Origin of the sequence: Nonomuraea sp. NPDC050022, assembly GCF_044460705.1 — a bacterium.
Classification (GTDB): Bacteria; Actinomycetota; Actinomycetes; order Streptosporangiales; family Streptosporangiaceae; genus Nonomuraea.
In genome coordinates, this window is sequence record NZ_JBITKE010000021.1 from 24,095 (window position 1) to 47,627 (window position 23,533).

General features: G+C 70.5%; 24 protein-coding genes. 14 read left to right on the forward strand and 10 right to left on the reverse strand.

Annotated elements, in window-relative coordinates; translation table 11 throughout:
- Positions 1-6 precede the first annotated feature (6 nt).
- The 3 genes from ACIBO2_RS54975 to ACIBO2_RS54985 all read left to right on the forward strand — a co-directional run bounded on the left by ACIBO2_RS54975 (position 7) and on the right by ACIBO2_RS54985 (position 3,713).
- On the forward strand, positions 7-957 hold the full coding sequence (locus tag ACIBO2_RS54975) for a catechol 2,3-dioxygenase (RefSeq protein WP_358541319.1): 951 nt from the start codon (positions 7-9) through the stop codon (positions 955-957).
- A gap of 165 nt (positions 958-1,122) precedes the next feature.
- Entirely contained in the window at positions 1,123-2,532 is a 1,410-nt protein-coding gene (locus ACIBO2_RS54980) for an ATP-binding protein (protein WP_358541316.1), read from the forward strand.
- Positions 2,529-3,713, forward strand: coding sequence for a tetratricopeptide repeat protein (locus tag ACIBO2_RS54985; RefSeq protein WP_397305037.1), 1,185 nt, complete (start codon positions 2,529-2,531; stop codon positions 3,711-3,713). Before ACIBO2_RS54980 ends, ACIBO2_RS54985 begins: the two co-directional genes overlap by 4 nt.
- Positions 3,714-3,780: 67 nt before the next feature.
- Here ACIBO2_RS54985 and ACIBO2_RS54990 read toward each other — a convergent pair whose 3' ends face one another.
- Both ACIBO2_RS54990 and ACIBO2_RS54995 read right to left on the reverse strand, forming a co-directional pair.
- Complete coding sequence (locus ACIBO2_RS54990) at positions 3,781-4,446, reverse strand: helix-turn-helix domain-containing protein (protein WP_358541310.1); 666 nt, start codon at positions 4,444-4,446, stop codon at positions 3,781-3,783.
- Between the two features lie 42 nt (positions 4,447-4,488).
- Positions 4,489-5,943: an MFS transporter gene (locus ACIBO2_RS54995; protein WP_397305038.1), complete on the reverse strand. Its 1,455-nt coding sequence runs from the start codon at positions 5,941-5,943 to the stop codon at positions 4,489-4,491.
- 201 nt (positions 5,944-6,144) lie between these two features.
- Between ACIBO2_RS54995 and ACIBO2_RS55000 the strand changes: the two genes are divergently transcribed.
- Entirely contained in the window at positions 6,145-6,792 is a 648-nt protein-coding gene (locus ACIBO2_RS55000; protein ID WP_397305039.1) for a TetR/AcrR family transcriptional regulator, read from the forward strand.
- Positions 6,793-6,803: 11 nt separating this feature from the next.
- On the opposite strand, the gene ACIBO2_RS55005 is transcribed toward ACIBO2_RS55000, so the two are convergent.
- Together ACIBO2_RS55005 and ACIBO2_RS55010 are read right to left on the reverse strand one after the other, a co-directional pair.
- The gene (locus ACIBO2_RS55005; protein WP_397305040.1) at positions 6,804-6,998 is read right to left on the reverse strand and encodes a ferredoxin; all 195 of its coding nucleotides are present in this window, start codon (positions 6,996-6,998) and stop codon (positions 6,804-6,806) included.
- A gap of 14 nt (positions 6,999-7,012) precedes the next feature.
- Entirely contained in the window at positions 7,013-8,230 is a 1,218-nt protein-coding gene (locus ACIBO2_RS55010) for a cytochrome P450 (RefSeq protein ID WP_358541298.1), read from the reverse strand.
- Between the two features lie 218 nt (positions 8,231-8,448).
- On the opposite strand from ACIBO2_RS55010, the gene ACIBO2_RS55015 reads away from it, so the two are divergent.
- The 4 genes from ACIBO2_RS55015 (at position 8,449) to ACIBO2_RS55030 (ending at position 10,359) form a co-directional block, all read left to right on the forward strand.
- The gene (locus ACIBO2_RS55015) at positions 8,449-8,919 is read left to right on the forward strand and encodes a hypothetical protein (RefSeq protein ID WP_358541295.1); all 471 of its coding nucleotides are present in this window, start codon (positions 8,449-8,451) and stop codon (positions 8,917-8,919) included.
- 89 nt (positions 8,920-9,008) lie between these two features.
- Complete coding sequence (locus ACIBO2_RS55020; protein WP_357952112.1) at positions 9,009-9,326, forward strand: hypothetical protein; 318 nt, start codon at positions 9,009-9,011, stop codon at positions 9,324-9,326.
- A gap of 3 nt (positions 9,327-9,329) precedes the next feature.
- Entirely contained in the window at positions 9,330-9,623 is a 294-nt protein-coding gene (locus tag ACIBO2_RS55025) for a hypothetical protein (protein ID WP_358199743.1), read from the forward strand.
- Between the two features lie 85 nt (positions 9,624-9,708).
- Positions 9,709-10,359, forward strand: coding sequence for a hypothetical protein (locus ACIBO2_RS55030; RefSeq protein ID WP_397305041.1), 651 nt, complete (start codon positions 9,709-9,711; stop codon positions 10,357-10,359).
- A 36-nt stretch (positions 10,360-10,395) separates the two neighbouring features.
- On the opposite strand, the gene ACIBO2_RS55035 is transcribed toward ACIBO2_RS55030, so the two are convergent.
- The 4 genes from ACIBO2_RS55035 to ACIBO2_RS55050 all read right to left on the reverse strand — a co-directional run bounded on the left by ACIBO2_RS55035 (position 10,396) and on the right by ACIBO2_RS55050 (position 14,066).
- Positions 10,396-10,722 carry an STAS domain-containing protein gene (locus ACIBO2_RS55035; RefSeq protein ID WP_358541289.1) on the reverse strand — a complete coding sequence of 109 codons (327 nt, stop codon included), beginning with the start codon at positions 10,720-10,722 and terminating at the stop codon, positions 10,396-10,398.
- A 188-nt stretch (positions 10,723-10,910) separates the two neighbouring features.
- Positions 10,911-11,804 (reverse strand): carbohydrate ABC transporter permease, encoded by an 894-nt coding sequence (locus tag ACIBO2_RS55040; protein ID WP_358541287.1) that lies wholly within the window; start codon positions 11,802-11,804, stop codon positions 10,911-10,913.
- A gap of 1 nt (position 11,805) precedes the next feature.
- A complete protein-coding gene (locus tag ACIBO2_RS55045) occupies positions 11,806-12,732 on the reverse strand; it encodes a sugar ABC transporter permease (RefSeq protein WP_357952107.1) in 927 nt (308 codons plus the stop codon).
- Complete coding sequence (locus ACIBO2_RS55050; protein ID WP_397305042.1) at positions 12,729-14,066, reverse strand: extracellular solute-binding protein; 1,338 nt, start codon at positions 14,064-14,066, stop codon at positions 12,729-12,731. The genes ACIBO2_RS55045 and ACIBO2_RS55050 overlap by 4 nt, the downstream gene beginning before the upstream one ends.
- Positions 14,067-14,342: 276 nt before the next feature.
- Here ACIBO2_RS55050 and ACIBO2_RS55055 point away from each other — a divergent pair, with 276 nt between their 5' ends.
- From ACIBO2_RS55055 to ACIBO2_RS55080, 6 genes are all read left to right on the forward strand, one after another.
- A complete protein-coding gene (locus ACIBO2_RS55055; protein ID WP_397305043.1) occupies positions 14,343-16,772 on the forward strand; it encodes a glycoside hydrolase family 3 N-terminal domain-containing protein in 2,430 nt (809 codons plus the stop codon).
- Positions 16,756-17,781 carry a substrate-binding domain-containing protein gene (locus ACIBO2_RS55060; RefSeq protein ID WP_358541279.1) on the forward strand — a complete coding sequence of 342 codons (1,026 nt, stop codon included), beginning with the start codon at positions 16,756-16,758 and terminating at the stop codon, positions 17,779-17,781. The genes ACIBO2_RS55055 and ACIBO2_RS55060 overlap by 17 nt, the downstream gene beginning before the upstream one ends.
- A gap of 41 nt (positions 17,782-17,822) precedes the next feature.
- Positions 17,823-18,326 carry a GNAT family N-acetyltransferase gene (locus ACIBO2_RS55065; protein ID WP_397305044.1) on the forward strand — a complete coding sequence of 168 codons (504 nt, stop codon included), beginning with the start codon at positions 17,823-17,825 and terminating at the stop codon, positions 18,324-18,326.
- A 70-nt stretch (positions 18,327-18,396) separates the two neighbouring features.
- A complete protein-coding gene (locus ACIBO2_RS55070; protein ID WP_358541273.1) occupies positions 18,397-18,951 on the forward strand; it encodes an HNH endonuclease family protein in 555 nt (184 codons plus the stop codon).
- A 150-nt stretch (positions 18,952-19,101) separates the two neighbouring features.
- Positions 19,102-19,839, forward strand: coding sequence for an SDR family oxidoreductase (locus tag ACIBO2_RS55075; protein ID WP_358541271.1), 738 nt, complete (start codon positions 19,102-19,104; stop codon positions 19,837-19,839).
- A gap of 135 nt (positions 19,840-19,974) precedes the next feature.
- On the forward strand, positions 19,975-20,283 hold the full coding sequence (locus ACIBO2_RS55080; RefSeq protein ID WP_225291077.1) for a MiAMP1 family antimicrobial peptide: 309 nt from the start codon (positions 19,975-19,977) through the stop codon (positions 20,281-20,283).
- A gap of 48 nt (positions 20,284-20,331) precedes the next feature.
- Here ACIBO2_RS55080 and ACIBO2_RS55085 read toward each other — a convergent pair whose 3' ends face one another.
- Both ACIBO2_RS55085 and ACIBO2_RS55090 read right to left on the reverse strand, forming a co-directional pair.
- Complete coding sequence (locus tag ACIBO2_RS55085) at positions 20,332-22,437, reverse strand: beta-galactosidase (RefSeq protein WP_397305045.1); 2,106 nt, start codon at positions 22,435-22,437, stop codon at positions 20,332-20,334.
- A 40-nt stretch (positions 22,438-22,477) separates the two neighbouring features.
- Positions 22,478-23,509, reverse strand: coding sequence for a LacI family DNA-binding transcriptional regulator (locus ACIBO2_RS55090; RefSeq protein WP_397305046.1), 1,032 nt, complete (start codon positions 23,507-23,509; stop codon positions 22,478-22,480).
- Positions 23,510-23,533: the final 24 nt, after the last annotated feature.

Below are 23,533 nucleotides of genomic sequence, written 5' to 3' on the forward strand. Positions count from 1 at the left end.
TCTGCTATGGCCCCGCCGCTGGGGGACATCGCCCATCTCGGCCATGTCCGGCTCCTCACCCCCGACCCCGACCGCAGCCTGTGGTTCTTCACCCAGATGCTCGGCATGACCGAGAGCGGCCGTTCCGGCGACTCCGTCCACCTGCGTACCTGGGACGACTACGAGCACCACAGCCTGACGCTCACCGCCCACTCCACCTCCGGCATCAGCCGTACAGCGCTGCGGACCTCAAGCGAGGAGGCGCTGAACGCGCGGGTCAAGGCTCTGGAGAACGCCGGCCTGACCGGCGCGTGGATGGAGGACGAGCCCGGGATCGGCCCCCTGTACGTCACCCACGACCCCGACGGGCACGAGATCGCCCTCTACTGGGAGAGCGAGTGGTATCAGGCGCCCCCCGAGCTACGCCCAGGGCTCAAGAACCAGCCGCAGGCCAAGCCCGGCCAGGGTGTCGGCGTACGGCGGCTCGACCACGTCAACTTCCTCGCCGCCGACGTCGCCCCCAACGCCGACTTCACCCACCGGCTGCTCGGGGCCAGGCCCACCGAGCAGATCGTGCTCAACAGCGGCAGGCTCAGCGCGCAGTGGCTGACCTTCACCAACAAGTCGTACGACCTGGTCTACACCGAGGACCGGTCGGGCTCGCATGGGCGCCTGCACCACGTCGCGTTCGCCACTGACAGCCGCGAGGACATCCTGCGCGCCGCCGACCTGTGCCTCGACAACGGCGTCCACATCGAGACGGGACCGCACAAGCACGCGATCCAGCAGACGTTCTTCCTGTACGTCTACGAGCCCGGCGGCAACCGGATCGAGCTGTGCAACCCGCTCACCCGCCTGGTGCTGGCCCCGGACTGGCCGCTGATCACCTGGACGGAGGAGGAACGGGCCAAGGGACAGGCCTGGGGGCTGAAGACCATCGACTCCTTCCACACGCACGGCACCCCACCCCTCGCCTGAGGCCCTCCCTCCTGACGCTTCGTCGAAGGGCTTGACGTCGGAGCCCGCCAGGCCTGGCGTCTGTAGCTGCCGGGCTCACGCCCTATGCGCCCCTGTCTGAGCTGATTTCGGTATCTTGCGTAGTTCAGGACCGACCGAAACCACCCGCTACAGAAGGGACGGCACGTGCTCGACGATGCCGGTCTCCAGGCGCTCCGCGAGGCGGCCCGCCTATCCCCGGACAACCTTCCCCTGCGGCAGCACCTGGCCGGGCAGCTCCTGGCCAAGGGGTATCTCGGCGAGGCCGAGGCCGAATACCGCGCCGCGCTCGTGCTCGCGCCCAAGGACGCGGGCATCATGGCCGGGCTGGCGGAGGCGTTCGTCCGGCAGAGCGCCTACGGTGCCGCGCTGGCCGCGCTCGAGCCGTTGCTGGCCTCGCCCGGCTACCCGCCCAAGGTGGGCGTGCTGGCGGCTCGGGCACTGCTCGGCGAGGGGGACACCGCGCGGGCGGGCTACCGCTACCACGAGGCGGTCTCCCGCGATCCGTCCGTGGGAGACGCCGACCTGGCCGCCCGGCTGTCGGCCCCGCCCGCCCCACCGTACGGGGCACCGGCGCCTGCCGCTCCACCGGCGCCTCCCGGGCAGTCCTACGCCGCACCGCCCCCTCCCACTGGACAGGCTTACGCGACGTCGGCGCCCGCACAGGTGGACGGCGCCACTGCCGAGGTCGAGCGCTCCAAGCTCAACTTCGCCGACGTGGCCGGTATGGAGGCGGTCAAGGAGTCGCTGCGGGTCAAGCTCCTGCTGCCGATCCAGCAGCCGGATCTGTTCGCCGCCTACGGCAAGCGCGCCGGTGGCGGAGTGCTGCTGTACGGCCCGCCGGGAGCGGGTAAGACGCACCTGGCCAGGGCCGCCGCCGGAGAGCTCGGCGCGTCGTTCGTCAACGTCGGCCTGGCCGACATCCTGGACATGTACATCGGCTCCAGCGAGCGCAACCTGCGGGCCACGTTCGAGCTGGCCCGGCGCAACCGGCCGTGTGTGCTGTTCTTCGACGAGGTCGACGCGCTGGCCGCCCGCCGCTCGGACATGCGCCAGGCGCACACGCGGCAGCTGGTCAACCAGTTCCTGGCCGAGCTCGACGGCGTGGACCAGAACGCCAACGAAGGTGTCCTGGTGCTGGCGGCCACGAACGCCCCCTGGTACGTGGACGTGGCGTTCCGCCGTCCCGGCCGGTTGGACCAGCCGGTGTTCGTCCCGCCGCCCGACCCGGCGGCCCGCGCGGCCATCCTGCGCCTGCTGTGTCGTGACAAGCCCCTGGCCGAGATGGACTTCGACGCGGTCGCGCGGGTCACCGACCATTTCGTCGGCGCGGATCTGAAGGGCGTGGTGGACCGGGCGGTGGAGGTCAAGCTCCAGCAGTCGATCAGCGCGGGCCGTCCCATCCCGCTGTCGACGCCCGACCTGCTGACGGCGGCGCAGAGCGTACGGCCGACCGCGGTTCGCGAATGGATGGCCACCGCGCGCAACTACGTGATGCACTCCAACGACTCCGGCGCCTGGGACGAGCTGCTGCCCTGGGTCAAAGCCAAGTGGTGACCACCGCCGATCCGGTACGGCGGGCGCGGACCCTGCTGGGGATGCGCCGTCCGGCCGAGGCCGAGCGGGAGCTGCGCGGCGCGCTCGCCCAGGATCCGCAGCACGTCACCGCGCACTCCTTCCTGGCGCTCGCCCTCGCCCAGCAGGGCGTCGTGGCCGAGGCGGTCGAGGAGGCGCATGAGGCGATCCGGCTGGCGCCCGACCAATGGCTCACCCACTATGTGGCCGGACAGGTGCATCAGCTCGCCCGCCGGCCCGACGAGGCGATGGCAGCGCTCCACGTGGCCCTTGAGCTCGAGCCCGAGTACGCCCCGATCTGGGAGCTGCTGGCCCGCGTCCACGTGTCCAAGAGTCAGTGGCACCAGGCGGCCGAGGCGGCGCGGCGCGGGCTGGCCATCGATCCGCAGGAGTCGGACCTGGTGAGCCTGCTGGCGGTGGCGCTCACCGAGCTCGGGGAGGCGGAGCAGGCCACGTCCGCGGCCGCGGACGCCGTGGGGCTGGACCCGGAGAGCGCCATCGCGCACCTGGCGTACGGCCGGGCGGCGCTGGCCTTCGGCGATCCCCGACAGGCGGCGGACGCCTTCCGCGAGGTGCTCCGCCTCGACCCCGGCTTCGACCAGGCCAGGGATCTCCTGGTGACGGCGCTGAAGCAGCGCAATCCGCTCTACCGGCGGCTCGCGCGGCTGCGGGGCGGGTTCCGTGGCGGCCGGCTGGTGTTCCTGCTGCCCGCGGTCCCGCCGCTCGTCGTGGTCTTCATCATCATCGCGCTCCTGCACTGGGTGGCGTGGGTCGCCGAGGCGTGGACCACGCTGCGGCTGGCCCGTGCCAAGGCCACCCGCCTGCTCTTCGAGGGCGCCGAGGCCCGCGTGGCCGTGCTGTGCTGCGGTCTGGTGGCCGTGGGCGCGGCGGTGCTCGTGCTGGGCGTGGCGCTCGGTCAGGACACGGTCGGCACCGCGGGCGTGGCCGTCATGGCCCTGGTCACCGCGGTCCAGGAGGCCGTGCACACCGGGTCGGCGCGCGGACGGGCGATCCTGTACGGCTGGACGGGCCTGCTCGTCCTCGCCATCGTCACGGCGACGATCCTGGCCTCGACGGGCGTGGCGCTGCTGAGCGTGTACGCCGGGCTGGCCACGATCTGGGTGGCGGCAGGAGTACGGCGCGTGCTCGGCCACCACGGCTAAGGCGCACGGCGCACACTCGGCCACCACGGCTGGCGGTTCGCCACCGCCGCGGCCACCACAGCTGGCGCTACTCCCGCAGGGCGGAGCTGAGCCCGGTGATGGCGGTGATCAGGTTGTCCCCCAGCCGCCGCCAAGCCCGCTCGGCGGTTCCGGGGTCCGCCCGGCGGTCGGCCAGGTCGGCTTCCAGTTCGGCGCTCATGTGGACGATCAGCTGCCGGATCATCGCGCCCCGCTGCGCGGAGAGCTCAGGGTCGGCGGTCCGCCCGGGCGGCTGGCCGAGCTCTTCCAGGCGGCGGAACGACGGCATGTTCAGATGCGCCTGGATCGTGTATTCGCGCAGGCTGGGCTCCACGACGGCCTGGGCGAGGAACCGGCCGTACCAGGACGGCGTGCCCACGTCGATGTGATGCTCGATGCTCGGCAGGACGAGGCAGGTGGCCCAGTCCCGCAGGGACATCTCGCCCGACTCGCCCAGCGCGGCCACCATCGCGACGCGGTGCTTCTCGATCGCGGCCATGTGCCGGGCCAGGATCGCGTGGATGAGCTCGTCACGGGTGCTGAAGTGGTATTGCACCACCGACTTGTTGCGCTGGCCCGCCGCCTCGCCGATCTTCCTGATCGACACGTTCGCGAACCCGTGCTCCGCGTAGAGCCGCTCCGCGGTGTGCATCAGTTTGTCCCTGGCGAGCGCGGAGCGGGGCGAGATCGAGGTGGCCGTCTCGGAGAGCGTCACGTTGCACTGACCTTCATGACCGTTGTCCGACCTCGCTCTGGTTCACCGCGCGCTGGTCGCGGTCCCTGCCTCCACCGGGGCCAGATTACCCCTATCGCGGCCGCTCGGGATGAACGCGGCGATCAGGAACGCGGCCAGCGCCGCGCCGCCGCCGATGATCATGGCGACCCGGAAGCCGGTGAGGGACGGCAGTTCGGCGGGGCCGAAGCGGATGACCATGTTGGCCAGGACGACCGAGATCACCGCGCTGGAGGTGGAGGTGCCGATCGAGCGCATGAGGGCGTTCAGGCCGTTGGCCGCGCCGGTCTCCGACGCCGGGACGGCCGACATGATCAGCGCGGGCATGGCGGCGTACGCGATGCCGACCCCGGCGCTGATGACGCAGGTGAACACGACGATCTGCCAGACCCCGCCCATGAGCGCGATGCCCAGGAAGTAGCCGACGGCGATCACGAGCGAGCCCGTCATGAGCGACACCTTCGGGCCCCGCGCGGCCGACAGCCGCGCCGCGAGCGGCGAGGTGGCCATCATCACCAGGCCGCCCGGCGCCATGCACAGGCCGATCACCAGCAACGACTGGCCGAGGCCATATCCCGTGGCCGCCGGCATCGCCAGCACCTGGGGCAGCACCAGCGACATCGCGAACATCGAGAAGCCGACCGTGATGGAGGCGAGGTTCGTCACCAGCACCCGGCGGCGGGCGGTGATCCGCAGGTCCACCAGGGGCCGCCGCGCGCGGAGCTCCCACACACCCCACAGCAGCAGGATGACCGCGGCGGCGGCGAACAACCCGAGAACCGTTCCACTCGTCCAGCCCCAGTCGCCGCCCTTGGAGATGGCCAGCAGCAGGCACACCAGTCCGGCCGTCAACCCGACCGCGCCCAGCAGGTCGAAGCGGCCACCGGTGCGCAGCGGCGACTCCGGCACGATGGCCAGCACCAGTCCGGCCACCACGGCGCCGAGCACCGCCGAGACCCAGAACAGCACGTGCCAGCCGATGTGCTCGGCGAGCAGCGCGGCGCTCGGCAGACCCAGCGCGCCGCCCACGCCCAGCGAGGAGCTCATCAGCCCGATCGCTGAGCCGAGCTTCTCGGGGGGAAGTTCGTCACGCATGATGCTGATGCCCAGCGGGATGACGCCGGCGGCCGCGCCCTGAAGGGCCCGGCCCACGATCATCGGGGTCAGCGAGTTACTGAGCGCGCAGACGACCGACCCGGTCACCAGCAGCCCGAGGCAGAGCACGAGGATCAGCCGCTTGCCGTACATGTCCCCCAGGCCCCCGAACACCGGGGTGGCCACGGCACCGGCCAGCAGGGTGGCGGTGATGGCCCAGGAGGTGTTCGACGGGGTGGCGTGCAGCAGGGTCGGCAGCTGCGGGACCAACGGGATGACCAAGGTCTGCATGAGCGCGACCACGATGCCGGCGAACGCCAGCACCGCCACCGTCAGGCCGCCGCGTGGCGCCCGCACCTCGGTCTCAGGGACCAGCGTCGTCATCGACGTCCTGTCTCGATCGTTGCGATATGGGGCTCTATGACCAGTCCCCCTTGTGCGCCGCGCTCACGCCTGCCCCCTTTTTGGGTACGCGAAGATCGCGCGGCGGCCATCCCAACCGTAAGGCGATCGCCTCAATAGAGTCAAGCAGTTGACTTAATCAAGGCGCTCCCTCTACGGTGCTCCCACGACCGTGCGGAGGTAATGGTGACCACGACCAAGCCCGAGCGTGGCGGCGAGACCCGCGAGCTGCTCATGACGACGGCCGAGCGGCTGTTCGCCGAGCACGGGGTGGCGGCGGTGTCCAACCGCCAGGTCAGCGAGGCGGCGGGGCAGGCCAACAACTCCGCGGTCGGCTACCACATCGGCACGAAGACCGATCTCGTGCTCGCGATCGTCCGCCGGCACGCCGAGCCGATGGAGCGGCGGCGCGCCGAGATGATCACGACGATCACGGATTCGGCCGGCCTGCACGAGTGGATCGCCTGCCTCGTACGCCCCGTCACCGAACACATAGCCGACCTGGGCACCCCGACCTGGTACGCCCGCTTCGCCGCCCAGGTCACCACCGACCCCGCCTTCCGCAAGCTCGTCACCGACGACACGATCACGTCCTCGTCGCTGCGGCAGACCCTCGACGGGATCTCCCGGCTCGTACCCGACCTGCCCGAGCAGGTACGACAGGAGCGCAAGGACATGATCCGGCACCTGCTGGTGCACATGTGCGCCGAGCGGGAGCGCGCGCTGCACGAGGGCACGGCCACCCCGCACGCGACGTGGGACGCCGCCGCGACGGGGATGATCGACGCGATCACCGGCCTGTGGCTGGCCCCGGTCAGCCCCACTCCCTGATCAGGCGGAGGTCACTCCACGAGCCGGATGGCCGAGGCGGGACACCCCGCGGCCGCGACGCGCACCGCCTCATGCTGCTCCGGCGGGGGCGCCTCGTCCACCACGACGACGATGCCGTCCTCCTCGCGCTGGTCGAAGACCTGGTCGGCGGTCATCACGCACATCCCGCTGCCGCAACACAAGTCCTGGTCGGCGATGACCTTCATGACAAGTCCTCCAGTTACCACGTGACCCAGACGTCCTGCAGCCCGCCGGAGATCCCTCCGGTACGGAGCTTGAGGTCGTCGGGGGCGTCCCGCAGCCGCAGGCTCGGCAGCCGCTGGGCCAGCGTGCCCAGCACGACCTGAAGCTCCATCCTGGCCAGGGGCTGGCCGATGCAGAAGTGCGGCCCCGCGCCGAAGGTGAGGTGCTGGTTGGCCTGCCGCCGCGGATCGAACCGCTCGGGCTCGGGGAACTTGCGCGGGTCCCGGTTGGCCGAGGGCGCGCTGGGGATCAGCGTCGTCCCCGCGGGCACCGTCACGCCGCTCAGCTCGACGTCCTCGGTGATGAACCTGGGCACGCCGATCGCCGAGAGCGTGCTGTCCATGCGGAGGACCTCTTCGACCGTGCCCTGGATCAGCTCGGGATCGTCGATCACCGCCTCGAAGCGCTCCCGCTCGGAGAGCACCATCGCCGCCATGATGGCGATCATGTTCGACGTGGTCTCGTGCCCGGCCAGCAGCAGCCCGCGTACGGTGGCGATGAGCTCGGCGTGACTGAGGCGGCCGTCCTCGCTGTCGGTGATCTGCGTCAGCTCGCTGAGCAGGTCGTCGCCCGGGTTGGCCCGGTTGCGGGCGATCAGGTCGGAGACGTAGGCGTTGAAGTCCTCGTACGCCTGGTCGACCTCCTCCTGGGTGTTACGCGTCAGGGTCAGCATGGTGCTCGACCAGTGGGCGAACTTGTCCTGGTCCTCACTGGGCGCGCCGACCAGCGCGCAGATGACGCGCACCGGAAGCGGCAGTCCCAGCCCGGCCGACAGGTTCGCCGGGGAGCCCTTGGCCACGAGGCCGTCCACCAGGTCGTCGGTCATCGCCTGAATCCTGGGGCGCCACACCTCCATCCGCCGGACCGTGAACCAGCGGCTGAGCAGCCGCCGCCACCGCAGGTGCCCCTCCCCCTCGCTGATGTTCTCGCTGCCCATCCGGCGCCGGCTGAACAGGCCGCCGTCCTTCGTGGTGGACATGCGGGCGGCGCCCTCACGGGCGAGGTTGCGGCTGAACCGCGGGTCCGAGATCACCGCCCGGGCGTCGTCGTACCGGGTCACCAGCCCGGCCACGTCGCCGCTGGGCAGCCGGACGTGCGCGACAGGACACTGCTCGCGCAGTTCCGCCAGCTCCGCGGGGGGCTCCAGAGCCGTGGCCCGGGTGAAGGGATAGTCAGGAATCGCCTCAGCAGTCATCGTGCCCTCCAGTTCGGGAACCTGATCGAACTCACCTTAAGTCGCCTGCTTTATTAAGGCAACCTCCTTGAAATGGCCCTCGGATGCCTTTCCAGGCCGCCTTTGGTGCATAACGGGCTTCGCGGTCGGCGGGTGGTGTGGCTGACCGGCGACGGGCGACCGTCGGGCGCGGGGCCGTCGCGGAGCGTCGCGTGGGAGCTAGGCTCAATAGATCGGAAATGTGGGAGAGAAGGGACCCGATCATCGTCAACGACCACTTTCCCTCGTCCGAGGGCCCGCGGCGATCGGCGCGCCGGCGCGTGACTGAGGCGGCGATCCTCAGCAGCCATGACCAGAGCCGGGCCGACATCGCCCAGTGGACCTGCCCGCACGGGCAGCACGCCGGGCACGGCTGCGTCACCTGCTACGAGGTCTCGGCCGACGCCGATCCGGCGTTGCCGTTGTGGGAGGTCGCGGTCTGGTTCACCTCGGCGCGGCCGATCCCGATCAAGACCCTGCACGACGTACACCGCCACGGCCGCCGCTTCGCGCTGGACCAGCCGTCGACCCCCCTGGTCTACCTGCTGAGCGGGCAGATACGCGCCGAGCTGGGCGCGGAGGCGGTGGCGGGCATGGTCGGGTTCCTGCTGCAGAACCAGCACATCGTCGACGAGTTCATCGTCACGGAGATCCGCGCCGTCCACTCCTGAGGCCCGAATGGGTAGGGGACTACTCAGGTGCGGCGCTCCATTCCTCCTCACTCTTGGCTTAACGGCACAACCAAGAGAGAGGGGGCGCGATGGCCGTCACTCGAATCGACTGGCATTGGTTCTCCGCCTGGGGAAACGGCTACCACACGGTCGATGTCAACCTTCCCCCGGCGCTGGTCGGCACGTCGGTCTCGCTGTACGGCGCGACCGGGGGCGGGACGCAGTACGCGGGGATCAAGCACTTCCGGCGCAGGCTCGACTCCGGCGCCGACCAGGACGTGGACTTCGGCGAGTGGCCCTCGTGGCCGCCGCTGGTCTTCGACCGCGTCAGCAGCGTCACCCTGGCGATCGCCACGGGCACGGATCAGACCGGCTGGCTGCTCGCGCGGCTCGACTTCTGGGGGTGAGAGATGGAATTCAGGTCAACGGGCGGCGGTCGGGTCGCCTACGTCAAGAGCTGCGTCCTCTATGACGCCGACGGCGTGATCCAGCATGTCCATCACGTCGTGGACATGGAGGGCGTCGAGGAGACACCGGAGAGCGTGGTCGCCGAGCGGGCGCTCGCGCTGGCCAGGGATCGCGGGCTGGACTACGCCGCGCTGCGGACGCTGCACGTGGACCCGTCGCTGATCAGCGGCCCGGTGCACATGCGGGTCGACACCTCCAGCGGGGCCCTGGTGACGGAGGAGTCTTCCACCCTTTAGCCACGGTCCCGGCCGACCGGCGCCTGGCTCCGCTGCCAAGCCGGTGTCAATCTCCGTGCAAGCGGGTGTCGTTAGCGTCGCCGGTATGTCACGACGATGGTTATTCGGTGCCGGCGCGGCGACCGCGGTCGCCGCGCTGCTGGCCACATCCTCTCCGGCGGCGGCCGTCACCGCCGCCCCGAACACAGCGGCACCGGCGGCCACGCCGGCGAAGGTGTCCAACAAGCTGTTCCACGCGTGGCTGCGGCGCGACCGCGCGGCGGCCGCGAAGGTGGCCACTCCGGCGGCGGTGAATTCGATCTTCTCCTACGCCTACCGCGCGCCCGACGAGTTCGCGGGCTGCGCCGGCAACGCGTGCCGGTTCGTCCACACCAGCGTGCGGGTGCCGGGCGGGCTCAACGGCCTGCTCATGATCGTCTCAGGCTCGAAGGTGACCCGGGTCTACCAGTCGCGCCACGTGACCAAGCCGGCGGTGGCCGCCAAGCAGCTGCTCACGGCCTGGCACCAGAGTGATCGCAACCTCGGCCTCGAGGTGGCCTCGCAGCGGGCGGTCGCCAAGCTCTTCCGCGTCAAGTACGACCCCAAGGGCGTCACCTACTACTTCCAGGGCTGCACCAAGGAGCCGAAGGGCTACGGTTGCGCCTACTCCTACGACGGCGGCGCCCTGCTGATGCACCTCAAGGGCTCGGTCACACGCGGGTACGACGTCCAGTCGATCGGCTACATCGCCGACTGACCGTTTCCGATTTCCGAGGACCCGGGGCGATAGGGGTCACACCACGATCGGCAGGCTGCGGTCCAGCCCGGACACGCGCAGGAGGTTGAGCATGAACGGGCGGGGCCCGGCCAGGGCGAGCGTGATGCCCTGCGCCCGGGCGCGGTGCTGGATGCCGACCAGGATGCCCAGGCCGGTGGCGTCGCAGAACGACACCCCCGACAGGTCGATGATGAGCGTGCTGGTGGACGTCGTCAGGGCCGCCACCAGGCTCTGCCGAAGCTCCTTGCTGGTGAAGATGTCGATCTCACCGCTCAGCTGGATCGTGGTCGGAGCGGACGCTCCGACGGCCCTGGGAAGCGGTACGGCGTGCGTGATGGTCATGATGATCCCCCATCGAGGTCCGAGCTCAGCGTGCCCCGTCCATGCCTCTGGAGAGACCCGTGGGCGACGCTGACCTGAGTGCCAACGCACGAAATGTCCTCGGTGGGATGAGTTTATCGCATTTCGCGGTCAGCATTCGGAATGGTGTATTGGAGGATTCATTAACCAAAAAGGGATATTTCGCGCGATTATTTACTGAAGCCCGCCATGAGGCCGCTGAGGAGTTGACGCCGGCCCACCACGTACAAGGTCAGGATCGGCAGCGTGGTCAGGACGACCGAGGCGAGCACGGCCGGCACGTTGATGCTGTACTGGCCCTGGAAGGTCCACAGAGCCAGCGGCAGGGTCCGCTTGTCCGGGCTCTGCGTGAGGATCAGTGGCAGCAGGAAATTGTTCCAGATCGTCAGCGCGTTGTAGATCGTCACCGTCACCACGGCCGGGCGGGACAGGGGGAAGGCCAGGCGCCAGAGCGTCCCCCATTCGGTGGCGCCGTCCATCCGCATCGACTCGAACAACTCCTTCGGGACGTCGCGGATGAAGTTGGACAGCACCAGCACCGACAGCGGGATCGCGAAGGCGATCGACGGCAGGATCATCGCCAGCAGGGTGTCGTAGAGGTGCAGCCGGATGATGATCAGGTAGATCGGGATGACCGTCGCCTGCAGCGGAATGGCCAGGCCCATCAGGAACAGGGAGTTGACCGACCGGATGAACCGGCGGGAGGAGGAGCCCCGCACGATCGCGTAGGCCGCCATGAAGGAGACGCCGACCGCGGGGATCACCGCGCCGACGGTGACGATGAGGCTGTTGACGAAGTACTGGATGAAGTCGGACTCGATGACCATGCGGTAGTTGGCCAGGGTCGGCTCCGTCGGCGGCGCCAGCGGGTTCATCGCGTAGTAGTTGCTCTGCGTCTTGAAGCTGGTGATGACGATCCAGTAGATGGGCACCACCACGACGACCAGCCAGAGCCACCCGGTCGCGCCGCCCAGCCAGTTCCAGTGACGGGCGGGCGCGTCGCGTTCGTGCCGGGGCCGCTGGGCGCTGGTCCGCTCAGGGCGTGTTGTCAGGGTCGTCCCCATGTCAGGCCCCTTCCATCTGGCTGTGGTCGGCCTTGCCGCCGCCGAGCCGGCGCAGCAACAGCGACAGGGCGAGGCCCACGAGGACGAGGATGAGGGCGATCGCGCTGGCCGGGCCCATGAGGTTGGCCTGGAAGCCCCGCTTGTACATGTCCAGGGCGAGCACCCGGGTGGCGTCGCCCGGCCCTCCGGCGGTCAGCACGAAGATCAGATCGAAGAAGGTCAGCGAGCCGACGAGCACGAGGGTCGTGGACGTGATCATCGTGTACTTCAGCTGCGGCAGGGTGATGCTGAAGAACTTGCGGACCCGCCCGGCGCCGTCCAGCTCCGCGGCCTCGTACATCGACTTCGGGATCTGCCGTACGCCGCCCTGGTAGATCAGCGAGTGGAACGGGATGAACTGCCAGGACACCACGAAGACCACGACGCCGAGGGCGAGGCCGGGCCGGCCGAGCCAGTCCTGGCTGAGCAGCTCGATCTTCAGTCCGGCGCCGAGGCCGAAGTTCGGGTCGAGCAGCGCCTTGTAGGTGATGGCGATGGCCGCCGAGCTGAGCAGGAGCGGGATGAAGTACAGCACCGACAGCACCGCGCGGTAGCGCTGGGCCCCGGCCAGGAACACCCCGAGCAGGATGCTCGCCGGCGTCTGCACCAGCCAGGACAGCGCCATGATCAGGAACGTCACCCACAGCGCGTGCGGCAGGCCCGGGTCGGTGAGGACGGCGTGCCAGCTGGTGAAGCCCGAGAAGTGGATGTCGCCGATGCCGTCCCAAGTGGTGAAGCTGAGCGCGAGGACCCCGATCAGCGGGATCACCCCGAAACCCACGAAGAACACCAGCGCCGGAACGGTCAGCCACGCGAGGGGGAGGTTGCGTCCCCCTCGCGCCCGGGCCGATGGCTGACCTGGTCCGGCGGAGGTCGGAATGGTGGTCACTTGCCGATGACCGCGTTCATGTTGGTGGTGAACTGCTGCGGTGAGATCGACAGCTGGAACAGCTTGGCGATGTTGTCGAGCAGCACCTCCGCCGCCGTGGGGCTGAGCGCCTGGTCCCAGGACTGGGCGAAGGTCTTGGCATTGCTGGCGATGCCGTAGACGAACTTCAGCCACTCCGCGTCCTTGGAGGAGCCGAACGCGCTGTCGGCGCCCTTGACGATCGGCACCGAGCCGGCCCCGACCCATGCCTTGATCTCCTCGTCCGAGAGCAACGAGGCGAAGAACTTCTTGGCGATCTCCTTCTGCTCCGGGGTCGCCTTGGCGGAGATCGACATGTACTGGCCGGGGTTGCCGACCGTGTCGCTGGGGTCGCCCTTACCGCCGTCGACCGGCGGGAAGTTCATGTAGCCGAGGCTGCCACCGGAGACGAAGTCGCCGCCGTCCTTGGACATGCTCCCGTAGGTCCAGCCGCCGTGGAGCATCATCGCGGCCTTGCCGGTGTACAGCAGCGCCTGGTCGGCGTTGGAGTCCGCGGTGATCGAGGAGAAGCCCTTGATGAACCCGTTGGCCTTGATCAGGGCCTGCATCTTGGTCAGGGCGTCGATGGCGGCCGGGTTGGACCAGGCGTCCTTCTGACCGTCGAACACGGCCTGGAACACCTCGGAGCCGCCGATGCGGTCGAAGAGGAACTCCAGCCACATCATGTTCGTCCAGCGGGACTGCCCGCCGAGGGAGAACGGCGCGATGCCCTTGGCGTTGAACTTGGGCACCAGGTCCATGATGTCGCCCCAGGACTGGGGCGGCTGGGCGCCGATCTGCTCGAAGAGCTTCTTGTTGTAGTACAGGACGATCGGCTGCACGGTCTCGCACGGCATCGCGTAGATCTTGCCGTCCACCGTCGCGGCCCCGAACGAGGACGGGAACAGCCGGTCCTTGACCGCGGCGTTCTGCCCGAACCACGAGGTGAGGTCCTCGACCTGGCCGGCCTGTACGTAGCTGCGCAGGCCGCCGCCGCCCCAGCCCCAGATGATGGTGGGCGCCTGGCCGGCCCCGATCGCCGTCTTGATCTTCGTCTTGAAGGCGTCGTTCTGGAAGGTCGTCCCGGTGATCTGGCCGTTGGGGTTGGCCTTGTTGAACCGCTCCATGGCGGCGGTGCGGATGCCTTCCTGCGGCTGGGTGGACAGGTACCAGTAGGTGGCCTTGGCGCCACCGCCACCACTGCTGGCACCGGGTTTGGTGGGGCCGGAGCTGCCGCAGGCGGCGAGCGCGGCGCCCAGGGGCAGGCCCATCGAGAGGCTGAGGAAGGTGCGGCGAGACGTTGTCCTGGACTCCACGCTGATCTCCGTACTCGAATGCCGGGGGCGGGCCGCGGCTCGTTGATCATGGGATGCGGTGGCCGGCGGTCGTGGAGCAGCACCCCCCGATGCCTCTCCCCCAATCCGCCTTTAAGTAGGTTCTCGAAACATTTGCGAAATGACCGCGCGGCCGTCAATCTAGATTTCGGCTGTTGACGTGTCAAGACCCAGGAACGACCGGCAAGCGCTACCCGCAAAGATCACTTGACGGCGCCGAAACATTGCGAAATATTGCGGCACTAAGGAGAGCAGCAGATGACGGCTGTAGATCGGCCCCTCGCGGCGGAGCGGGTTCTCCGCCCGTGGCAGGACCAGACGCTCCCCGTGGCCGAACGGGTCGACGCCCTCGTTGCCGAGATGACCCTGGAGGAGAAGGTCGGCCAGCTCGGCAGCCGGTGGGTGGGCAACGACATGCGGCCGGCCGACCAGCCCGATCCGGACCCGGACGTGACCCTCAATGTGGCGCCGATGCAGGACGTGTTCGCCGCGTCCGGGACCATCCCGTTGGAGGAGGCGAGCCGCCACGGGCTCGGTCACCTGACCCGCGTCTTCGGCAGCGGACCGGTCACCGCCGCCGAGGGCGCGGCGGAGGTGGTCCGCCTGCAGAGCTTGGTCGTCGAACGGTCCCGGCTCGGCATTCCGGCGCTGGTCCATGAGGAGTGCCTGACCGGGTTCACGACGTACGGCGCGACCGTCTACCCCGCCGCCATCGCGTGGGGCGCGACGTTCGACCCCGGCCTCGTGGAGCGGATGGCCGCCGCCATCGGGCGGGACATGCGCGCCGTGGGCGTGCACCAGGGCCTGTCCCCTGTGCTGGACGTCGTGCGCGACTACCGCTGGGGCAGGGTCGAGGAGACGATGGGCGAGGATCCCTATCTCGTCTCGATGCTCGGCGCCGCCTACGTCCGCGGCCTGGAGAGCGCCGGGATCATCGCCACGCTCAAGCACTTCGCCGGCTACTCCGCCGCGCGGGCGGCCCGCAACCACGGTCCCGTCCCGATGGGCCGCCGCGAACTGATGGACATGATCCTGCCGCCCTTCGAGACGGCCATCGCCGAGGGCGGCGCGCGCTCGGTGATGAACTCCTACTCCGACGTGGACGGCGTCCCGGCCGCCGCCGACTCCTGGCTGCTGAGCGACCTGCTGCGCGAGGAGTGGGGATTCACCGGGACCGTCGTCTCGGACTACTGGGCCGTGCCGTTCCTGGCGACCATGCACGAGGTCGCCGCCGACACCGACGAGGCCGGCGTCCTGGCGCTCAGCGCGGGCATCGACGTCGAGCTGCCCGACACCCTCGGCTTCGGCCCGCACCTGGTGGAGCGGGTACGCCGGGGCGAGCTGCCCGAAGCCCTGGTGGAGCGGGCGGCGCGCCGCCTGCTCACCCAGAAGGTCCAGCTGGGGCTGCTCGACCAGGACTGGACGCCCGAGGGCTCGGTGTCCGCGGCGGACACGGTGGACCTGGACTCGCCGGACAACCGGGCGCTGGCCCGCGAGATGGCCGAGCGGTCCATCGTCCTGCTCGACGGCGGCACCGCGCTGCCGCTGCGCGCGCAGGAGCTGCGCCGTGTCGCGGTCGTCGGGCCGGCCGCGGCCGAGCCGCGCGCCTTCATGGGCTGCTACGCCTTCCCCAACCACGTCCTGCCCCGCCACCCCGGCCTCGGGCTCGGCCTCGAGGCGCCCAGCGTCCTCGACGCCCTGCGGACGGAGCTGCCGGACACCGAGATCCTCCACGAACGCGGCTGCGACGTGCGAGGTGAGGACCGCTCCGGCTTCGCCGCCGCGACGGCCGCGGCCCGCGCGGCGGACCTGTGCGTGGCCGTCGTGGGCGACCTGGCGGGCCTGTTCGGGCAGGGGACCTCGGGCGAGGGCTGCGACGCCGAGGACCTGCGGCTGCCCGGGGTGCAGGAGGACCTGCTGGCCGAGCTCGCCGCCACGGGGACGCCGGTCGTCGTGGTCGTCGTCTCGGGCCGGCCGTACGCGCTGGGCGAGGTGCACGCCGGGGCCGCCGCGCTCGTCCAGGCGTTCATGCCCGGCGAGGAGGGCGCGGCGGCGATCGCCGGGGTGCTGTCCGGCCGGGTGCAGCCCGGCGGCCGGCTGCCCGTCCAGATCCCCCGCCGGCCGGGCGGGCAGCCGGGCACCTACCTGCAGCCGCCGCTGGGCCTCAACAGCCACGGCATCAGCAATCTCGATCCCACTCCGCTGTTCCCCTTCGGCTACGGCACCTCCTACACCTCCTTCGAGGTCGGCGACCTGCTGATCAGCGACGCCGAGGTGCCCACGGACGGGGAGTTCACGGTGTCGGTCCGTGTCCGCAACACCGGTGGCCGGGCGGGCGAGGAGGTCGTCCAGCTGTATCTGCACGACGTGCTCGCCCAGGTGACCCGGCCGGTGCGGCAGCTGGCCGGGTTCGCGCGGGTCCGGTTGGAGGCGGGTGCGAGCGCGTGCGTGCGCTTTCGCGTACACGCTGACCGGACCGCCTTCACCGGCCGTGACCTGCGGCGGATCGTCGAGCCCGGGGACGTCGAGGTGCTCGTCGGCACCTCCGCCGCCGACCTGCCGTGCCGCGGCGTCATCCGGCTGACCGGCCCGCTGCGGCCCGTCGGTCGCGGCCGGCGGCTTGTCACACCCGTGGACGTGGACCCCGTGGCAGGGAAACAGGAGGGCAGAGATGCCGGTCAGTCCTAGGCGGGCCACGCTGGCCACCGTGGCGGCCTCGGCCGGCGTGTCCGTCGCGACCGTCTCCAAGGTGCTCAACGGCCGCAGCGACGTCGCGCCGGCGACCCGCTCCCTGGTGCAGTCCCTGCTGCAGCAGCATGACTACGTCGCGCCGTCGCCGCGCCGGACCGAGGCGACCGGGGTCGCCACGATCGAGGTGCAGTTCGACACGGATCTGACCGCGTACTCCGCCGAGATCATCCAAGGCGCGGTCGAGGCCGGGGCCGAGGTCGGCATCGGGGTCGTGATCAGCATCCGCAGAGGCAGGGAGCGTACCCCCGGGTGGGTCCGCTCCCTGATCTCCGCCGGCCGGCGGGCGCTGATCGCCGTGACCAGCGAGCTGACCTCGGCGCAACTGACCGCCCTGTCCCGGGCTCACCTGCCGCTGGTCGTGATCGACCCGCTGAACCTGCCCAGCGTCCGCGTGACCAGCATCGGCTCGACCAACTTCACGGGCGGCTTCGCCGCGACCCAGCACCTGCTCTCCCTCGGGCACCGGCGCATCGCCTACCTCGGCGGCCCGGCGTCCGCGGCCTGCAACCAGGCCCGCCTGCACGGCTACCGCGCCGCCATGGAGGCAGAGGGAGTGCCCGTGCCGCCCGCGTACGTACAGACGGGGCGCTTCCACTACCACGACGGCATGGTCACCGGCGCGGCGGTGCTCGACCTGGCCCAGGCGCCGACGGCGATCTTCGCGGCCAACGACGAGATGGCCCTGGGCGTCATGGAGGCCGCCCGGGCGCGCGGCCTGCGCATCCCCGAGGACCTCAGCGTCGTGGGCTTCGACGACACCCAGCTCGCCCCGATGGCCTCACCCCCCCTGACCACCGTCCGCCAGCCGCTGCGCGAGATGGGCGGCGTCGCCCTGCGTACGGCGCTGCGCCTGGCGGCCGGCGAGAAGATCGACTCCCACCACGTGGAACTCGCCACCGAACTGATCGTCCGGGGCTCGACCGCTCCGGCCGGCGGACCGGCGTAATTCGCTGGCGTCACCCTTGCGCTCCGGCGGAGACTCGCCAGATGCCCGAGATATCGAGATTGTCCGACAGCACGGTCACCCTCTCGCCCCTGTGCCTGGATGACGTCGACGCCCACCTGGCCGGGGAGGACGACCAGCTGGTGCGCTGGCTCAACGGAGGCCCGGGAACCCGGGCCACGGTCGAGGCGCACATACGCCGGTGCCTGGAGCGGTGGGCGGCCGGTGGGCCCGTGCATACGTTCGGGGTGCGTACGGAGGGGGTCCTCGCGGGGACGATCGACGTGCAGTTCGACCAGCCGTATCTGGTCCCCGGGCAGGTCAATCTCGCCTACGGGCTCTACCCGGCCTGGCGCGGCCGTGGCATCGCCACCCGCGCGGTGCGGCTGGCCTGCCTGCACGCGGTGGCCGCCGGGGCCACCCAAGCGGCCATCAGGGTGAATCCGGAGAACACCGCCTCGGCGGCGGTGGCCGGCCGAGCCGGCTTCACCTACCTGAGACGGGGCCAGGACGACCACGACTGGTACGTACGGCGCCTGGCCGCCTGAGGCGCTATCGGCTGCCTTCAACATCACCTGCGCCACTCTCCTGACCCTGGCCATCACCACGCAACCGGCTGTGGCGACCCCGCCGAACATCCCGTCCGCGGCCACCGCCACCTCCCGGCTCGCCACCCTCACCGTGGCCGCCGAATCCCACGGCAGCACCTACGACCGCGACCTGTTCCCGCACTGGATCACCCAGAGCGGGACCTGCAACACCCGCGAAGAGGTCCTCAAGCGCGACGGCACCAACGTGGTGACCGACTCCGCCTGCGCGGCCGTCTCCGGCAGCTGGTACAGCCCCTACGACGGCGCGACCTGGACCGCCGCCTCCGACGTCGACATCGACCACATGGTCCCCCTTGCCGAGGCATGGGCCTCGGGCGCGTGGGCGTGGACGACCGCCCAGCGCCAGCAGTACGCCAACGACCTGGGCGGCCCCGAGTTGTGGGCTGTGACGGACAATGTCAACCAGTCCAAGAGCGACCAGGACCCGGCCGAATGGCAGCCCCCACGTACCGCCGAACGCTGCCGGTACGCCCGATCCTGGATCCAGGTCAAGTGGTACTACAGCCTGACCCTCGACAGCGCCGAGAAGACGGCCCTGAGCAGCATGCTCGCCTCCTGCTGACTCCCAACCTAACGGCACCACGCCTTCGAGGAAGCGGACGTGGTGCCTTCCACCCCGCAGCTTGGTCGTCCAGCGATCTGCATTAGCGTGGCCCGACGGCGTACCGCCGGAAGTCTGTTGGGAAAGAGGTCGATCGTGGACAGTCGAGGCGTGCTCGTAACCGGATCGTCGCGTGGGATCGGCCGTGAGATCGCCAAGATCTTCGCCGCCGACGGCGACCGGGTCGCGATCCATCACCGGGACTCCCCCCGCGAGGCGGAGGAGGTCAGATCGGCGCTCGACGGCGACGGCCACGCCGTCGTCCAGGGAGACATAGCGGATCCGGAGGCCGTCGCCGCGTTCGTCTCGGCGGCGATCGACGCCCTCGACGGCATCGACGTGCTCGTGAACAATGCCGCCGTCTACCTCTTCCACGATCCGCTGACCGTGGACTACGCCTCCTGGCAGCGGATCTGGCGCCGGACCGTCGAGGTGGACCTGCTCGGCGCCGCGAACGTCTCCTGGTGCGTGGCCCGGCACATGGTGGAGCGCGGCCGTGGCGGACGCATCGTCAACGTCGCCTCCCGCGGCGCCTACCGGGGCGAGCCGCAGGCGCCGGGATACGCCGCCGCCAAGGCCGGCCTGACCGCGATGGGTCAGTCGCTGGCCATCGCGCTCGCGCCGCACCGCATCGCGGTCTCCGCGGTGGCGCCGGGTTTCGTGGAGACCGACATGGCGGCCTCCATCCTGACCGAGGAGAACCGGGCCGGCGTCGAGGCGCAGAGCCCGTTCGGCCGGATCGCCCAGCCGCAGGAGGTCGCGGCGGCGGTGCGCTATCTCGCCTCGGCCGAGGCGGAGTTCGTCAGCGGCACGGTGCTCGACCTCAACGGCGCCTCTTATCTGCGCTGAAACGCGGATCGGCGCTGAGGCGAGCACAGCCTGTCGTCACAGTAAGTGTTGCCTCGACTACTTTCCGTACATGATGGAGGGCGTCCTACGGCGGGCCACGCGCCCGCCCAGCGGAAACTTGCATCAAGGAGCAGTGTGAAGAGAATCCTCCTCGTACCCGCCCTGACCGCCGGAATCATCGCCCTCACCGCCAGCGCCGCCTACGCCTCGCAGTACATCGCCTACGAAGGCCGGGGTTTCACCGGCAGGTCCGTCGTCCTCGACGCGTGCGGGGTGTCCAACATCCCCTTCCACGGGTCCTACAAGTGGTACGGCGACGGTCAGTCCGGGCGCATGTACAACCAGCCCAACGCGCAGGGCGTGATGCATTTCGAGCTGCCCTCCAACCGCAACGCGGAGCAGCGGACGCCGGTCGGCTGGCAGAGCATCTTCATCGTCTGCTGATCTGAGCGACCACGGGGGGCGTCCGCTCGGCGGGCGCCCCCCGTGGCGTCAGCGCTCCACGAGAATCCGCACGTCCCAGGGCCCGAGGGTCAGCTCCCCGCCGGCGTAGTGGTCGCTCCCATCGAGTACGTCCCGCACCGCGACGGGCAGCCGGACCGCGACCGGATCCCACGACCAGTTGTGTACGAAGCGGACCTTGCGCCCGTCCCGGGAGGTGGCGCCCGTGGACGTCACGCTCGCGGCCCCGAACCGCCAGCCCGACGGCTCGGCCGGGACGGCCCAGTCGAACAGGGCGCGGGCCAGGACGGTGTCCGGCACGGTCCCCACGTAGGTGATCCGTCCCTCTCCGTGCGCGCGGCTGGTGACGGCGGGCCACCGACCGTAGTGCGGGTGCTCGTAGCGGGCGAGCACCTGCGCGCTCTCCACCCGCACCCGGTCCGCCTCCACCCGTACCCCATCCGCCCAGCGCGTGGCCGCCGCGCCGGGCGGGAGTGCCAGCGGCGAGCCCTCGGGCGCGTGGACCGGGAGGTCGGCGTCCAGGTTGGCGAACTCCTCGTACGAGATGCCGGCGGGCTCCGCGAGGCGGCCCGGCATGACGTCCGTACGGGCCCGCGCCTCCAGATCGCCGTAGCCGGTACGCGGTCCGAGCACCAGGTGACCGCCGGCGGCGGCGTAGGCGGCGAGCCAGTCGAGCGTGTCATCGTCGGCGATATAGAGCGCGGGGACGACCAGGACGGGATGCCGGCCGGCGGCGTCCGCCGGCTCCTGCTCGGTGAGCTGCCCGGTGTGCATGATCCGCACCTGCAGTCCCGCGTCGAAGGCGCCTCGGTAGAACGGGTCGAAGATGCCCTCGTACGAGCGCCGGTCTGGCCCGCCCTCGCCGTCGGTGAGCGGCGGGTAGAACTCCAGCGCCCACTTGCTCGGCGCGGAGTAGAGCATCGTGACGTCGGCGTCCGGTGTGAGCCCCGCGATCAGGTCCCCGGCGGTCCTGAGCTCGGCTCCGATGCGCGCGATCTCCTGGTAGACGCGCCCCGGCCGGCCGCTGTGCGGCAGGATGCCACCCCAGTACGTCTCGGCGCCGAAGTGCAGCGTGTGCCAGTGCCAGTACTCGATCATGCCGGCCCCGCGCGACACAAGGGCGTAGGCCGCCTGGCGCCACTGCCCATCGTAGGCGGGGCGGTTCATCCAGGGGGCGCCGATCGACTGCGCGTTGGTCTCGGTGACGAGGAAGGGCTCCTGGCGGGAGGAGTACATCCGGTCGGCGCTGTGGTAGAGCGCCCAGGTCCCGCTGGTCGTCCAGCCCTGCGGGCCGGCGTCGGCGCCGGGCAAAGCCAGGCCGTCCTGCATCGCGTAGTACGGGTTGCCGGCGGTGACGTCCAGGTGGCGGGTCAGCCGGTCGTCGGCCAGGGCGGGCCGGTTGTAGGAGATGCAGGTGGTGACGAACTGCCCGGGCCGCGAGTACTCCCGCACGATGCCGGCCTGCCAGTCGATGAACTCGGCGGTCTGGTCGGCCTGGAAGCGGCGCCAGGCCAGGTCGTACTGGGCCTGGATGTTGCCGTCGGGAGTCCACAGGTCGGCCCAGGTGGAAAGGCAGTGCGACCAGTAGACCAGGCCCCACTCGCGGTTCAGCGTCTCGACGTCGCCGTAGAGGCGGCGCAGGTGGTCCACGAAGCGCTGGAAGAGGCCGTGGTTGTGGAGCAGCTCCAAGCCGGGTTCGTTGTCCACCTGGAAGCCGATGACCGCCGGGTGATCGGCGTAGCGGGCGACGATCACCCGGATCACCCGCTCGGCGTGGAAGCGGAAGGCGGGGTGGGTGAAGTCGACCTCCTGCCTGGCCCCCCACGGGATGCGCTCACCGGTCCGCCGCTCCCCGGCGATCTCGGGGTACTGGCGGGCCAGCCACGGCGGCACGGCGTACGTCGGGGTGCCCAGCACGACGTGGATGCCGCGCTCGTGCGCGCCGTCGAGCACCGGCCGCAGCCAGTCCAGCTCGAACCGGCCGTTGTCCGGCTCCCAGGTGGACCAGACGGACTCGCCCACGCGGATGACCGAGAAGCCCGCCCCGGCCATCAGGTCGAGGTCGGTCTTCAACCGCTCGTACGGCTGGTATTCGTGGTAGTAGGCGGCGCCGAAGAGCACTTGCTCGGGTAGCAACACGTTCTCCCATCCGGGTCATTGCTTGACCGTTAGCCGGTCACCTCGATTCCGGGGGCGCGGTCGAGCCGCGCGGGATGAGTTCGGCCGGTGGTTCCTCCAGCACCGCCGGGCCCGTGGCCCCCTCGATCCGCTCCACCAGCAGCTGAAGGCCGCGAACCGCGGCGCCCTCGAAGTCGCTGTGGATGGTGGTCAGGGGCGGGACCAGGTAGGCGGCGTGCGGCGAGTCGTCGAAGCCGACGAGGCTGACGTCCTCCGGCACGCGCAGCCCGGCCTCGGCGAACGCCCGCATGACGCCTATCGCCATGTCGTCGTTGGCGACGAACACGGCGGTCACATCGCCCGCCGCGACCAACTCGACGCCTGCGGCGTACCCCGACGCGGGATACCAGTCGCCCTCCAGGACCGGCGGCTCGGGCACGCCGGCCGCGGCCAGCGCCTCCCGCCAGCCGGCCAGCCGATCACGCGCGGCCCACCAGCGCTGCGGCCCCGCGACATGCCAGACGGTGGCATGGCCCAGGGACAGCAGGTGCTCGGTGGCCACGCGCCCGGCGGCGACGCCGCCACCGCTGATGAACACGCCGTTGTCGGCGTACGGCGGGCTCAGCTGGTTGAAGCTCAGGACCGGTACGTCCGGGTCGAGGGCCAGGTCCTGTCCCTCGTCTATGGGCTCCGACAGCACGATGCCGTCCACGCCCTGGCTGATCAGCGAGTCGATTGCGGCGCTGATGCCGCCCGGCTCGCCTTCGAGTGTGCACACGATGCTGAGTGAGTAGCCGGTCCTGCGGGCCGCCCGCTCCAGCGCGACCAGCGTCGCGGCGGGGCCGTACAGGGTGCTGCCGAGCGAGACGACCCCGATGCGGTGGAATCTGCCCTTGATGAGCGCCCGCGCGGCCGTGTTGGGGCGGTAGCCGAGCTCTCGCGCGGCCTGCAGCACGCGCTCGCGCAGGTGCTCGCGGACGTTGGGTTCGGCGTTGATCACCCGGGAGACGGTCTTCTGCGACACTCCGGCCAGCCGCGCGACGTCCATGCTGCCGGCCGGGCGGCGGGGGCCGCGACCTGTATCGCGCATGGGTCACGCTCCGGGAGCCGTTGA

What these genes read in the sequence shown, in the direction of transcription:
- ACIBO2_RS54975 (WP_358541319.1), top strand. Translation starts at nt 7, where the DNA reads ATGGCCCCGCCGCTGGGGGACATCGCCCATCTCGGCCATGTCCGGCTC.
- ACIBO2_RS54995 (WP_397305038.1), bottom strand. Translation starts at nt 5,943, where the DNA reads ATGACGACGCTGGTCCCTGAGACCGAGGTGCGGGCGCCACGCGGCGGC.
- ACIBO2_RS55000 (WP_397305039.1), top strand. Translation starts at nt 6,145, where the DNA reads ATGGTGACCACGACCAAGCCCGAGCGTGGCGGCGAGACCCGCGAGCTG.
- ACIBO2_RS55005 (WP_397305040.1), bottom strand. Translation starts at nt 6,998, where the DNA reads ATGAAGGTCATCGCCGACCAGGACTTGTGTTGCGGCAGCGGGATGTGC.
- ACIBO2_RS55010 (WP_358541298.1), bottom strand. Translation starts at nt 8,230, where the DNA reads ATGACTGCTGAGGCGATTCCTGACTATCCCTTCACCCGGGCCACGGCT.
- ACIBO2_RS55015 (WP_358541295.1), top strand. Translation starts at nt 8,449, where the DNA reads ATGTGGGAGAGAAGGGACCCGATCATCGTCAACGACCACTTTCCCTCG.
- ACIBO2_RS55020 (WP_357952112.1), top strand. Translation starts at nt 9,009, where the DNA reads ATGGCCGTCACTCGAATCGACTGGCATTGGTTCTCCGCCTGGGGAAAC.
- ACIBO2_RS55025 (WP_358199743.1), top strand. Translation starts at nt 9,330, where the DNA reads ATGGAATTCAGGTCAACGGGCGGCGGTCGGGTCGCCTACGTCAAGAGC.
- ACIBO2_RS55030 (WP_397305041.1), top strand. Translation starts at nt 9,709, where the DNA reads ATGTCACGACGATGGTTATTCGGTGCCGGCGCGGCGACCGCGGTCGCC.
- ACIBO2_RS55035 (WP_358541289.1), bottom strand. Translation starts at nt 10,722, where the DNA reads ATGACCATCACGCACGCCGTACCGCTTCCCAGGGCCGTCGGAGCGTCC.
- ACIBO2_RS55040 (WP_358541287.1), bottom strand. Translation starts at nt 11,804, where the DNA reads ATGGGGACGACCCTGACAACACGCCCTGAGCGGACCAGCGCCCAGCGG.
- ACIBO2_RS55055 (WP_397305043.1), top strand. Translation starts at nt 14,343, where the DNA reads ATGACGGCTGTAGATCGGCCCCTCGCGGCGGAGCGGGTTCTCCGCCCG.
- ACIBO2_RS55060 (WP_358541279.1), top strand. Translation starts at nt 16,756, where the DNA reads ATGCCGGTCAGTCCTAGGCGGGCCACGCTGGCCACCGTGGCGGCCTCG.
- ACIBO2_RS55065 (WP_397305044.1), top strand. Translation starts at nt 17,823, where the DNA reads ATGCCCGAGATATCGAGATTGTCCGACAGCACGGTCACCCTCTCGCCC.
- ACIBO2_RS55090 (WP_397305046.1), bottom strand. Translation starts at nt 23,509, where the DNA reads ATGCGCGATACAGGTCGCGGCCCCCGCCGCCCGGCCGGCAGCATGGAC.